At 71.3% G+C, this 12,621-nt stretch carries 12 protein-coding genes; 9 read left to right on the top strand and 3 right to left on the bottom strand.

Translation table 11 applies throughout. The annotated features are described in order from the left end of the window. Positions 1-2 precede the first annotated feature (2 nt). Positions 3-500 (bottom strand): MarR family winged helix-turn-helix transcriptional regulator, encoded by a 498-nt coding sequence (locus tag ACGFZQ_RS23490; protein WP_393841933.1) that lies wholly within the window; start codon positions 498-500, stop codon positions 3-5. 100 nt (positions 501-600) lie between these two features. Between ACGFZQ_RS23490 and ACGFZQ_RS23485 the strand changes: the two genes are divergently transcribed. Further along, positions 601-1,116: a YceI family protein gene (locus tag ACGFZQ_RS23485; RefSeq protein ID WP_393841932.1), complete on the top strand. Its 516-nt coding sequence runs from the start codon at positions 601-603 to the stop codon at positions 1,114-1,116. A 41-nt stretch (positions 1,117-1,157) separates the two neighbouring features. On the opposite strand, the gene ACGFZQ_RS23480 is transcribed toward ACGFZQ_RS23485, so the two are convergent. Beyond that, on the bottom strand, positions 1,158-2,927 hold the full coding sequence (locus ACGFZQ_RS23480) for a hypothetical protein (RefSeq protein ID WP_393841931.1): 1,770 nt from the start codon (positions 2,925-2,927) through the stop codon (positions 1,158-1,160). A 238-nt stretch (positions 2,928-3,165) separates the two neighbouring features. Here ACGFZQ_RS23480 and ACGFZQ_RS23475 point away from each other — a divergent pair, with 238 nt between their 5' ends. From ACGFZQ_RS23475 to ACGFZQ_RS23460, 4 genes are all read left to right on the top strand, one after another. After that, positions 3,166-3,555, top strand: coding sequence for a cell division protein SepF (locus ACGFZQ_RS23475; protein WP_351713306.1), 390 nt, complete (start codon positions 3,166-3,168; stop codon positions 3,553-3,555). Between the two features lie 707 nt (positions 3,556-4,262). Continuing rightward, positions 4,263-5,393: an ATP-binding protein gene (locus tag ACGFZQ_RS23470; RefSeq protein ID WP_393841930.1), complete on the top strand. Its 1,131-nt coding sequence runs from the start codon at positions 4,263-4,265 to the stop codon at positions 5,391-5,393. After that, positions 5,390-5,722: a nucleotide pyrophosphohydrolase gene (locus ACGFZQ_RS23465; protein WP_393841929.1), complete on the top strand. Its 333-nt coding sequence runs from the start codon at positions 5,390-5,392 to the stop codon at positions 5,720-5,722. Before ACGFZQ_RS23470 ends, ACGFZQ_RS23465 begins: the two co-directional genes overlap by 4 nt. A 185-nt stretch (positions 5,723-5,907) precedes the next feature. Further along, positions 5,908-6,366 carry a DUF6099 family protein gene (locus ACGFZQ_RS23460; RefSeq protein WP_351728820.1) on the top strand — a complete coding sequence of 153 codons (459 nt, stop codon included), beginning with the start codon at positions 5,908-5,910 and terminating at the stop codon, positions 6,364-6,366. Between the two features lie 106 nt (positions 6,367-6,472). Here ACGFZQ_RS23460 and ACGFZQ_RS23455 read toward each other — a convergent pair whose 3' ends face one another. Beyond that, complete coding sequence (locus tag ACGFZQ_RS23455; protein ID WP_393841928.1) at positions 6,473-6,682, bottom strand: hypothetical protein; 210 nt, start codon at positions 6,680-6,682, stop codon at positions 6,473-6,475. A gap of 241 nt (positions 6,683-6,923) precedes the next feature. Here ACGFZQ_RS23455 and ACGFZQ_RS23450 point away from each other — a divergent pair, with 241 nt between their 5' ends. The 4 genes from ACGFZQ_RS23450 (at position 6,924) to ACGFZQ_RS23435 (ending at position 12,613) form a co-directional block, all read left to right on the top strand. Continuing rightward, positions 6,924-7,847, top strand: a complete 924-nt coding sequence (locus tag ACGFZQ_RS23450; protein ID WP_393841927.1) for an LLM class F420-dependent oxidoreductase — start codon at positions 6,924-6,926, stop codon at positions 7,845-7,847. A gap of 653 nt (positions 7,848-8,500) precedes the next feature. Beyond that, entirely contained in the window at positions 8,501-11,257 is a 2,757-nt protein-coding gene (locus tag ACGFZQ_RS23445) for an alpha/beta fold hydrolase (protein WP_393841926.1), read from the top strand. Between the two features lie 17 nt (positions 11,258-11,274). Next, entirely contained in the window at positions 11,275-12,198 is a 924-nt protein-coding gene (locus tag ACGFZQ_RS23440; protein ID WP_393841925.1) for an NAD-dependent epimerase/dehydratase family protein, read from the top strand. A 7-nt stretch (positions 12,199-12,205) separates the two neighbouring features. Beyond that, positions 12,206-12,613 carry a nuclear transport factor 2 family protein gene (locus tag ACGFZQ_RS23435; RefSeq protein ID WP_351728832.1) on the top strand — a complete coding sequence of 136 codons (408 nt, stop codon included), beginning with the start codon at positions 12,206-12,208 and terminating at the stop codon, positions 12,611-12,613. Positions 12,614-12,621: the final 8 nt, after the last annotated feature.

The raw sequence follows: 12,621 nt of genomic DNA, 5'->3' as shown, positions 1-12,621 counted from the left end.
GGTCAGTGCGTGTCGTCCGCGAGGTCCGGCATCAGCGCGCACAGGGCCTCGCGCTGCTCCGGTCCGATGACGTGGGCGAACGCCTGCCCGACCGTCTCGGCGAGGGTGGCGGAGGCGTCCTTGAGGAGGCTCCGGGCCTTGTCGGTGAGGGCGACCTCGATGCCCCGCTTGTCGTCGCAGACGGCCTTGCGGGTCACCAGGCCGGCGTGCTGGAGGCAGGCGATCTGGTAGGTGAGGCGGGTCTTGGGGCGGCCCAGCAGCGCGGCGATCCGGGTCATCCGCAGGCCCTCGCGCGGCTGCTCGGCCAGCAGGCACAGGATCAGGAACTCGTCGTGCGAGACGTCCAGCGTCCCCTTCACGACCGACCGCAGCCGCTGCTCCACCGCACCCGTCGCGGCCAGCAGCAGCATCCAGGCGCGCAGCTCGTCCGGGAGCAGCCCGCCGCCCGCGTGGGACGGGCATTCGGGCAGCTCTGCGGGGTGTTCCTGGGCGGCGGCCATGGCACCGAGTCTACCTGTTGTCCAAATTTGGATATTGGGCTAGCGTGCAGCCGTACCGCAGTCATCCAAATTTGAACCATCAATCGATCGGAGCACGGCCATGACCGTCACCGTGGCAACCGGCCTCTGGCAGCTCGACCCGACCGCCTCCACCGTCGCCGTCCGGCACAAGTCGGTGTGGGGCCTGGTCACCGTCAAGGGCACCTTCACGGGCGTCACCGGCCGGGGCGAGGTGGCCGCCGACGGCACCGCCACCGGCACGCTGGCGATCGACGCGGCCTCCCTGGACACCAAGAACAAGAAGCGGGACGACCACCTGCGCTCGGCCGACTTCCTCGACGCCGCCAACCACCCGGAGATCACCTTCGCGGTGCGCGGCGCCGAGCGGCAGGCGGGTGACGTGGTGCACGTCGACGGTCAGCTGACCGTCCGTGGCATCAGCAGGCCGCAGCAGGTCACCGCGAAGCTGGTCTCGGCCGACGCCGACGGGCTGACGCTGGAGGCGGAGTTCACGGTGGTGCGCGAGGAGTTCGGGGTCACCTTCAACCAGATGCGCATGATGGGCGGACCGACCACGGTGACCGCCACCCTCCGCTTCACGCGCACGGCGGCCTGACCGGTCCTTCCACGCCCTGCGGGGTCGCGCGTGAGCGGCTGCTAGCCGGCCGTCCTGCGCATCTTGACGTCCTGGCTGGACAACGTCTGCGGATCCGCCGTGAAGGCGCGCAGCCGGATCCGGGTGCTCGGCTTGGCGGGGATACCGAACCGGCCGTTCGGCGGCCGGAGTTCGACGCTCGCCGTGCCGTGCCCGGGAATCGTCGCCGGACCCCGCACCAGCAGCCAGTACCTGCTCATGCCCTGGCCGGTGGTGAGCGTGTAGTGCGGGGTGAGCGGGGCGCTCCCCGTGTTCACGACCTTCAGCGTCATCGCCCGGACCACCGCGGCCGACCGCTCGGCCCGGCGCAGGGCGGTGATCTCCATCCGCAGCGGCGGCCTGCCGGACACCGCGAGGGCCGCGCTCACCAGCGCCGGAACGAACAGCAGGACGACCGTCGCGACCAGGACGGGCCGGCGGCGGGGCCCGGTCAGGAAGGCCGGGCGCGGCTGCCAGGCACGCTCGAACTCCGACAGGGGCGCGGTGACGGCGGCCGCCAGCCACAGCGGGGTCATCAGCAGGTAGTAGCCGTCCTGGGAGCGGGTCGCCAGGAAGAAGGCGAGCCAGGGCAGCACGGTCGCGACCGGGCCGAGGCGCCGTACGAACAGCACGAACAGGGCGAGCAGGGCCGCCGCGAGCAGCATGCTGGCGTGCGAGTACCAGGCGATGCGGTCGCTGCCGTTCGTGAAGTACAGCGTGACGTCCACCAGGCCCTGGCCGTGCACCACGGCGCCCTGGGTCAGCGGCAGCGCGATCCCGCCCAGCCAGCGGCCGGGCTCGGACACCATGAAGTACGTGTTGATCAGCAGCCAGACCGTCACGGCGACGCCGACGATCCGCAGGAGCAGCAGAGCGGCGGCCCGGCCGCCCAGCTCCCCGCGCCGCACCGCGTAGATCCCGGCCAGCAGGAACGGCGTGACGAACCACGGCAGTTGCTGCGCCGCGCACGCGGCACCCAGGCACGCGGCCCGGGCGATCCCGGCCGCGCCCAGCCGGCCGCCCGCGCCGATCCGCGGCCAGCGCACCACCACCGGGATCAGCAGGGCCAGCCCGATGACCGCCGGGTAGCCGAGCCGGGCGTACGTCGACAGGAAGCCGAACCCCAGGCAGGCCAGCGTCGCCGCGGACCGCCAGGGCACCGGGAGCATCCGCCACAGGGTGACCGTGCCGGCGATCAGCGCACCCGTGCACACCGCTGTCGCCGGGGCGCCGGAGTGGCCCAGCCACAGCAGCGGGACGGTGAGCAGCGGGGCCAGCGGGGGATAGCCGTACGTGTAGTCGTAGCCGCCGTCTATCGTCGGCGTGACGGCGATGCCGGTGCCGTGGAACAGCCAGGGCCAGGGCTGTCCGTAGACGGCGTGGCCGGCGACGAGTTCCCTGGCGGCCTGGGTGGTGAGGACACCCTCGTCGCCGCCGTTGTGGTTCAGGGCCCAGGCGCACAGGGCGAGGGCCACCGCCGTGACCAGGACCAGCAGGTCCAGGCGGGCCAGCGACCGGGTCCTGCGGACCGTCAGCGTCAGTACGCCGGTCACCAGGATCGAGGCGTAGCAGACGGAGATCAGGGCCGCCAGGACCAGGTGGTGCGTGGCCGCCTGCGTCCACACCGACCGGGTGCCGATGAACAGACCGATGTCGGCGAGGAGGGTCAGGACGCGATGCCAGGGGGCGGGGACTGCGGGACCTTCGGGATCCCGGGGATCCCCCGGGGCGGCGGACACCGCCGACTGTGTCCGCCGGTCGGGTGCCACCTGCTCTGATTCTGCCAAGTGCACGCACCGGACCGTAATCCCGGGCGGTGAGCGGGGCGCCGCAGGAGGAGAAGAGTCCGGTGTGAGGGCGGTAAGAAGCCCCCAATGCGCGGCAATCGCCCTAATAGTGACAAGAACGCTTGTTCCACGCATGAGTGCCCACAGTCGTGCGCGCTTCGTGTCGCTGTTGGGCCGAACGGGTGACTTGGCGTAAGAATTGGCTGGTGCAGGCATCGAGTGCGAGTCAGGTCGGGGGGAGCCGGTGAGCCGTTACGACGTCACCGATGAACAGTGGGAGGGGCTCGCCCAGGTCGTGCCGCTGCGGGGCCGTGACGCGTGGCCGTCGGCGGTGGGCCACCGGTCGCTGCCGGACGCGGAGACCGAGACGCGGCGCCGTTTCGTCGTGCTGCGGGTGAACGTCTTCGCCGACGCGCGTGAGGTGGCCGAGACGCTGATGGCAGGGATACCGGTACTTCTCGACCTGACCGGTGCGGAGACGGAGACCGCCAAGCGCGTCCTCGACTTCAGTACGGGCGTGGTCTTCGGCCTGGCCAGCGGGATGCACCGGGTGGACCGCAACGTCTTCCTCCTCACCCCGCCCGGCACGGAGGTCAGCGGGCTGATGGAGGGCGCGGGGGTCTCGGGCGGCTGAGGTCCCGGCCGACGGGCGAGACATACCCGCCCGAACCCGCCTTCTTGCCGGAGGGACGGTACGGCCGACGTTCGGCGGAGTGGGTGGCGGCCGACGGGTCTCTTTGGCGGAGGGGTTGGCGGGCGGCGCCGCTTTTTTGGTGGAGGGGGTTGCAGCCGGCGGGGTCTTCTCGGTGGAGGGTGTGGCGGTTGCTGCGGCCTTCTTGGCGGAGGGTGCGGTGGGGGTCTGCGGGTCGGTGGTCGGTGTGTCGGTCATGGCTAAGTGCGCCCTCGTCCCCCGATCGTAGGAAGGTCCCGACGGCGGAACGGTTCACCGGTCACCCGGAGCCCTACGGTCCGCATATGGCCGTGCCCTCCGCCTCGCCCGCGTCCCGCCCCGCTCCGTCCGCCGGTTCCGCCCCAGGCGACTCGCCGACGCCACGTGAAGCCGCGCTACCACCGGCACCACCGATCGCCCCGACGCCCCCTGACGGCCCTCCACCCGAACGCCTGGAGGGCCCTCCACTGAAACACCCCGACGGCCCTCCACTGAAACACCCCGGCGGGCCCCGCTCCGCGACGCCCGCCGAACCGCGGGAGGCGGTCCCCCGCGCCCGGTCGGCCCCCCGCGCGACACCGCCGACCGCGGGGACCGCCGGTCCGCGCAGGGCGACATCGGCCGCCCGCCCGGTCGGCGCCCCCTCCGTCCCTCCCGTCCCTACGGCCCCCGTGGCCACGCCCCGGCGGGACCCCCGTCCCCGGGTGACCGAGCTTCGGCTCTCTGCCTTTGCGCGGCATCGTGGGGCGAGTTTTCCGTTCGGGCGGGTCACTCTTCTCGCCGGGCCCAGCGGCAGTGGGAAGTCCGCTGTGCTCGCGGCCTACGAGGCGCTGGCGCGGCTGGGGGGTGGGGCCTCGGTCGCGGAGGTGTTTCCCGACCCCGTCGCGGTGGTCCCGGAGCGGGCGCGGCCCGACGCGCAGCGGCGGCGGGGGTTTCGCATCGGGTGCACGGCCGACGGCGCCGAAGGCCCCGTGCGGCTCGATGTCGCCGTGCAGGCCGAGCCCGAACTCCGGATCGTGGGCGAGCGGTTGACCGCCGGCGGCCTCGTGCTGCTGGAGACCGCCCTGCGCGACCCAGGGCGCCGGACCGTGCAGGCCGCCTGGCACACCGCGGGCAGCTCCCCGGTGACCCGGGCCCCGCTGCCCGACGACCGGCTCGGTACCGCCCTGCTGCCGCTGCGCGTCGCCGGGAAGACCGACGGCCAGCGCCAGGTCCTCGCCGCCGCCGAGCAGATGGTCGTCGCCCTGCGGTCCGTGTTCGCCTGCGACCCGCGCCCCGAGGACATGCGCACCCCCGTCCTCACCGGCTCGGGGCGGCTGCTGCGCGGCTGCGACAACCTCGCCGACGTCCTGTGGCGCACCCGTTCCGAATGCGGCCGCCGGCACGGACTGCTCGTCGACGCGGTACGCACCGGCTGCGCCGGCCCCGTGACCGACCTGCTCGCCGAGCCGCTCGGCGACGGCACGGTACGGGCGCTGCTCGACCGCGGCGACGGCCACCGCTCGGAGCTGGCGCGGCTGGGCGACGGCGAGCTGCGCTACCTCGCCCTCGCCCTGGTCCTCTTCACCGGCCCCGGCGTCCTGGAGGTCGACGCACCCGGCGAGGTCCCCGACGCGATGCGCGGCCTCACCGTCCTCGCCGACGGCTTCGACCGCTGCCTCGACCCCCGCCAGCGCGCCGAACTCCTGCGCACCGCCGTCGTGATGGGCGAGCGCGGCCACATCCGCTTCGTCGGCGCGGTGAGCGACGCGGCCTGGGCCGCCGGATCCGGGGCGATCACAGTGGTACACCTGAACGCGTGACCGACGAAGAACCCCTCGACGTGGCGAAGCTCCAGCACCGGCTGGCCGAGTTCGCCGCCGCCCGTGACTGGCAGCAGTACCACACGCCCAAGAACCTGGTGGCCGCCCTCAGCGTGGAGGCCTCCGAACTGGTCGAGATCTTCCAGTGGTTGACCCCGGAGGAGTCCGCCCGCGTGATGGACGACGCCGACACCGCCCACAAGGTCACGGACGAGGTCGCCGACGTCCTGTCCTATCTGCTCCAGCTCTGCGGGGTCCTGGACATCGACCCGCTGGCCGCGCTGGACGCGAAGATCGAACGCAACGAGAAGCGGTTCCCGCCCGCCTGACGCAGGGCCATGGGGTCGATTGGGTGCTCCGATGTAACGCTCGGTAGCCAAAGCCCCGCCCGAATCCGAATTGTTGTCCACAGATTTCCCTCTTCCCCTGGCCCTACGTCTCATATGCCCTCACTCTGGGTAGTGAACTACTGAGTACTGCAAGGCAGTTCGGACCGACGGGGACGGGGCGACGGATGGACGCGATGCGGCTCATCATGGCGAGCAGACGGGCGCTGGCGAGCGGTGCGGGCGTACCGGAGATGATGACCGAGGTGTGGCAGGCACAGGCCCTGGCCCAGGCGATCGGCAGCCGGCTGGCGGTGTCCGGCCCGCCCGAACTGCGCGGCGAGGCCCTCGGCCTGACCGAGCTGGCGGGCCGGGGCTGCGGGATCCTGGGCGCCCCTGACCTGGACCCCGGCACCCTGCGTGCCGCCCAGCTCACCGAACTGGACGACGCCCGTGCCACGCTTCTCTCGCTCGGCGGCCTCCTGGCCGAGGTCGGCATCACCCTGGTCGGCATGGCCAGCGCCGCCGCCGACGAGGCGACGTACTGGCAGTGCATGGAGGCCATCGACGCGGCCGACGAGTCCCGGGACCGGGTCCTGGAGATGCTGCGCAAACTGGCGGCACGAGAGGAAGTCCGCGACGGCTGAGCGCTCCGCTGGAAGTGGCGCACTACGCCGTCTGCCGACTGCGGCGCCGTCGTGGCTGGTCGCGCCCACGCGGCGGAGCCGCATATTGATACAGCCCCGCGTCCCTTCAGGGCGCTGCCGAATCGCAGCGGACTTCGCCGGACCCGCTTAGGCGACCCTGGCTCAGGTCGGCCTCTTCCTTCGGGGTCCGCTGCAGATCCGCGTCCAACGCGGACAGATCCGCGTTCAACGCCGCCATGAGCTCCTCCATCTGCTGGAGCAGCCCCTTCGGCCGGCCGGTGGGGCCACCCTGCTGTGGAACGGACTCTTCGGACAAGACGGCCTCCTCGGCCCCCCGGCCCACCGCAGGCGGGCCACACAACGACGCGCGACGGCGAGGACCGTCCGGCGCGGGTGCCGGACGGCCCGGCTCCCCCCAGCAAACGATCACCGCAGAGGCCGGTCACTGGCCCGCCGCGCCCCACGCCCCGCCGTTGACGATATTCACCCTGGCGGGGACGCGCGCGACGGCCGGTGCCGATGCGGTTGACGGGACCACGGCCGTGCAGGATGGACGCATGGACCTTCGCATCTTCACCGAGCCCCAGCAGGGCGCGAGCTACGACACCCTCCTCACCGTCGCCAAGGCCACCGAGGACCTCGGCTTCGACGCCTTCTTCCGCTCGGACCACTATCTGAAGATGGGCGACGTGGACGGCCTGCCCGGCCCCACCGACGCCTGGATCACCCTGGCCGGCCTCGCCCGCGAGACCAAGCGGATCCGCCTCGGCACCCTCATGACCGCGGGCACCTTCCGGCTGCCCGGCGTGCTCGCCATCCAGGTCGCGCAGGTCGACCAGATGTCCGGCGGCCGGGTCGAACTCGGCCTCGGCGCGGGCTGGTTCGAGGAGGAGCACAAGGCGTACGGCATCCCCTTCCCGAAGGAGAAGTTCGGCCGCCTGGAGGAGCAGCTGGCGATTGTCACCGGACTGTGGGAGACCAAGCCCGGTGCGACCTTCGACTTCCACGGCACCTACTACGACCTCACCGACTCGCCCGCGCTGCCCAAGCCCGCCCAGGCGCGGATCCCGGTGCTGATCGGCGGCCACGGCGCCACCCGCACCCCGAAGCTGACCGCCCGGTACGCCGACGAGTTCAACATGCCGTTCGCCTCGATCGAGGACAGCGAGGCCCAGTTCGGCCGGGTGCGTGCCGCCGCCGAGGCGGCCGGCCGCAAGGGCGACGACCTGACGTACTCCAACGCCCTCGTGGTCTGCGTCGGCAAGGACGACCAGGAGATCGCCCGCCGTGCCGCCGCGATCGGCCGCGAGGTCGACGAGCTGAAGACCAACGGTCTGGCCGGCACCCCGGCCGAGGTCGTCGACAAGATCGGCCGCTATGCGGAGATCGGCTCGCAGCGCTTCTACCTCCAGATCCTCGACCTGTCCGACCTGGACCACCTGGAGCTGATCTCCGCCCAGGTCCAGCCGCAGCTGTCGTAACTCCCTGAATCCCGGCCTCCCGCCCCCGACCCTTCCCGGGTCGGGGGCGGTTGCTTTCCGGAGCCGTCGGTATTTCCGACACCGACCGTAAGAAAAAATTGCACCCGCCCAATTCCGGGCCTTCCGGGCCGTAATGTCGGGGGGTAAGCGGTGGAATTGCGGGAGCGAATCGCAGGTACCGTACTTTCCTGCTCCAACCGGTTTTTACATTCTCGTTTCCTGGGGCCTTTGACAACCCGGTGTGCCAGTTTCTATTCTCGGCGGGTATTCAGAGCTCCGGCGCCGTGGCTCTCGGTACTGACCTGGTCGGTGGGGGACGATGTACAGGTACTTGCTCTGTCGGTGTTCCGGAACGCTCGATTTCTGTTTCCGAGGTTCCGCCGTGCTGCCCTGCAGAAATCTCTGAGCCCGGGCGCGCTTCCGGTGTGGTTTCCCGGAGTTTTTTCCTGCCCGGTTTCCCCGGCTGACCTGCCCGGTTTCCTCAGTTGAACGGTGTGCCGTACGGCCCTGCCCGGCACGCCGTATGCCATTCGATCCGCCGTACCGCCACGGCATACCCGGCCACTACCCGCGGCCGCCGCCCGCCCTGGCCGCCACCCGTCCACGGCCACCACACCCCGGCCATCGACGCGACAGGAAGAGAAGGCATCGCCATGACCACAGCCGTATCGACCACACGGACCATCGTGGACCTGCTGCGCGACGCCGCCCGGAACCACGCCACATCCGGGCTGCGCTACCCCCGGACCGCGACCGACCCCGACGCGTCCTTCCAGACCTATCCCGAACTCCTCGACGCGGCCCGCTCCGTGCTCGGCGGGCTGCGTGAGCGCGGGCTCACCGCCGGGGACAAGGCCGTACTCCTCCTGGAGCGGCCGAAGGAGTTCCTCGCCGCGTTCTGGGCCTGCCAGCTGGGCGGTTTCGTGCCCTGCCCGATGGCCGCGCTCGGTGGCGACCCGGAGCGCTGGGCCGCCCAGCTCGCCCACGTCGACACCCTCCTCGACCACCCGCTGGTCGTCACCAGCGAGACGCTCGCCGCCGAACTCCCGCGCACCGAGGGCCTGTCGGTCGTCGCACTGGAGGAGCTGTACGCCGAGCCCGCCGACGCCTTCCACGAGGCCGATCCGAAGGACACCGCCGTCCTGGTGCTGACCTCCGGCTCCACCGGCAACTCCAAGGCCGTGATGCTCTCGCACGGCAACCTGCTCGCCTCCATGGCCGGCAAGAACGGCTACCACCGGCTGACCGCCGCGGACACCACCCTCAACTGGGTCTCCTTCGACCACGTCGCCGCCCTGCTGGAGTGCCACATGCTGCCGCTGTCCGCGGGCAGCACCCAGCTGCACGTCGAGGCACCCGTCGTCCTCCAGGAGCCGCTCAACTTCCTGCGGCTCATATCGGGCTTCGGCGTCACCATGACCTTCACCCCCAACTTCCTGCTGGGGCTGATCAATCCGCAGGCCGACCGGCTCGACGAGGAGGGCGGCCGGGACCTCGACCTGTCCCGGCTGCGGCACATCATCAGCGGCGGCGAGGCCGTCGTCCGCACCACCGGCGAGACCTTCCTCAGCCGCTTCGCCCCCTACGGCCTGCGCCCCGACGCCCTCTGGCCCGCCTTCGGCATGTCCGAGACCTGCGCCGGCAGCATCTACTCCACCGAGTTCCCGGCCGCCGACCAGGGCCAGGAGTTCGCCAACCTGGGACGGCCCGTGGAGGGGCTGCGCATCCGGATCGCCGACGAGGAGGACCATCACGAGCTGGCCGCGGGGGAGGTGGGGGAGCTCCAGCTCAACGGCCCGATGATCACGGCCGGTTACCACAACAACGAGCAGGCCACCCGGGACGCCTTCACCCCCGACGGCTGGTTCCGCAGCGGCGACCTGGGCCGCCTCGACGAGGGCCGGCTCACCCTCGTCGGGCGCAGCAAGGACAGCATCATCGTCAACGGCGTCAACTACTTCAGCCACGACATCGAGTCGGTGCTCGAAGGCCTCGACGACGTGGCCCGCTCCTATGTCGCCGCCTTCCCGACCCGCGCCCCCGGCAGCGACACCGAGCAGCTGGTCATCGCCTTCCACGCGGAGTGCGCCGACGGTGACGAACTCGCCCTGTACCGGGTGCTGACCGCCGTCCGCAGCAGCGTCGTGATGCACTGGGGCTTCCGGCCCGCCCTCATCCTGCCGCTGCCCGCGGACGCCTTCCCCAAGACCAGCCTCGGCAAGATCCAGCGCTCGCTCATGCGCAAGCGCCTGGAGGCGGGCGCGTACGACGAGGTCCGCGTCGCCGTCGACGACCTGGTGCTGCGCCGGCTCGGCGGCTACAACGCGCCCGAGGGCGACACCGAGACGGTCCTCGCCGGCATCTACGCGGAGATGTTCGACACCGACCCGCGGAAGCTGAGCGCCACCGCCAACTTCTTCGACCTCGGCGGCACCTCGCTGGACATCCTGCGGCTGCGCTCCCTGGTCGCCCAGCGCCTGGGCGCCGCCGATCTGCAGATCATCACCGTGCTGCGGGCCCCGACCGTCCGCGCCCTCGCCGCCCACCTCGACGGCACCGCGAGCGGCGAGCAGGAGTACGACCCGATCGTCCCCATGCAGGTGGGCGGCGACAAGACCCCGCTGTTCTGCGTCCACCCCGGCGTCGGCGAGGTCCTCGTCTTCGTCAACCTCGCCAAGTACTTCGTCGGCGACCGGCCCTTCTACGCCCTGCGCGCCCGCGGCTTCAACCCCGGCGAGACCCCCTTCGAGAGCTTCGCCGAGATGGTCGACACGTACGTACGGGCGATCCGCGCACGGCAGCCGCACGGCCCGTACGCCGTGGCCGGGTACTCCTACGGCGGCGCCGTCGCCTTCGAGATCGCCAAGGTGCTCCAGGACCAGGGCGAGCGCGTCGACTTCGTCGGCAGCTTCAACCTGCCCCCGCACATCAAGTACCGCATGGAGGAACTCGACTTCGTCGAGACCGCCGCCAACCTCGCCTTCTTCCTGGAGCTGATCGACAAGAAGCAGTCCCTCGAACTCCCTGCGACACTGCGCCACTTGGCGAGGGACGAGCAGCTGGCGTACTTCATCGACCACGCGCCCGAGGGTCGGCTCGCCGAACTCGACCTGACCTTCGAGAAGTTCCGGGCCTGGGCGGAACTCGCCGACGGCCTCACCAACCTGGGCCGCAGCTACGCCCCCGGCGGCAAGGTCCGCTCGATGAGCGTCTTCTACGCCATCCCGCTGCGTGGCACCAAGGACGACTGGCTGAACAACGAGCTGCGCCGCTGGGACGAGCACACCACGGAGGAGAACCGCTACATCGACGTACCCGGCGAGCACTACACCCTGATGGGCCCGCAGCACGTGGCCACCTTCCAGTCCATCCTCCGCAAGGAACTCGACCGCGCCCTCGGCGACGCCTGATCACAGGGAGACAATCAGTGAACGGCAAGAAGATCCTGGTCACCGGCGCCACCGGGCAGGTCGCCGGGCCGGTGGCCAAAGCCCTGGCCCAGGACAACGAGGTGTGGGCGCTAGGCCGCTTCGGCACCCCCGGCGCCGAGGACGACCTCACCCGGCACGGCATCCGCACCTTCCGCTGGGACATGGACGACACCGGTGACGGTTCGCTCAAGGGCCTGCCGGAGGACTTCACCCATGTCTTCCACTCGGCGGTGCGGCGCGGCGAGGACGGTGACTTCAACGCGGCCGTCGAGGTCAACTCGGTCGCCGCGGGACGTCTGATGACCCACTGCCGTACCGCCGAGGCGTTCCTGTACGTGTCGACGGGCGCCCTCTACGCCCGCCAGACCCTCGACCACAGGTACACCGAGACCGACCCGCTGGACGGCAGGGCCGACTGGCTGCCCGCCTACCCCGTGGTCAAGATCGCCGCCGAGGGCACGGTCCGCGCCTTCGCCCGCACCCTCGGCCTGCCCACCGTCGTCGCCCGCCTCAACATCGCCTACGGGCCCGGCGGTTACGGCGGTGTCCCGATGCTCTACTTCAAGCGGATGCTCGCCGGCGAGCCCATCCCGGTCCCCGTCGAGGGCCAGAACTGGTGCTCCCTGCTGTACACCGACGACCTCGTCGAGCAGGTCCCGCACCTGTGGAACGCGGCCAGCGTGCCGGTGACCCTGACCAACTGGGGCGGCGACGAGTCGGTGGGCATCACCGACTGCGTCCGGTACCTGGAGGAGCTGACCGGCGTCGAGGCGAACCTCGTGCCGAGCGAGGTCACCCGGGAGACCTACCAGTTCGACCCGACCCTGCGCCGCTCGATCACCGGCCCGTGCCGGGTGCCCTGGCGCGAGGGCATCCGACGGACCGTGGCCGCGCTGTATCCCGAGTACCTCAAGGACTGAGACGGACATGACCGAGAACACCACCGATCCACTGGCCCCGGTCCACGCCGCCTACGCGGCCTTCGCCGCCCGCGACGTGGGCGCGCTGCTCGACGCCTTCGACCCGGACATCGAGTGGGTGCACCCCGACGGCATGGCGAAGTACGGACTCGGCGGCACCAAGCACGGGCACGCCGGCGTCAAGGAGTTCCTGGCGCACGTACCGACCGTGCTGGGCGGGATGCGGCTGCACCCCGAGGAGTTCGTCCGGGAGGGGAACCGGGTGGTCGTCTTCGGCCACCGGGACGTCGTCTCCCTGTCCGGCCACACCGAGACGCTGCCGTTCACGCACTCCTGGGTGCTGCGCGACGGGCGTGCGGTGCGGATGGAGGACATCTTCGACACGGTCGCCTTCCACCGCGTCATCGAGAGCTGAGAGAGCCG

The sequence above is a fragment of the Streptomyces sp. NPDC048254 genome (assembly GCF_043201895.1).
Classification (GTDB): domain Bacteria; phylum Actinomycetota; class Actinomycetes; order Streptomycetales; family Streptomycetaceae; genus Streptomyces.
The sequence above is the reverse complement of the archived record's forward strand: the minus strand, read 5'-3'. Positions and strand labels throughout refer to the sequence as shown.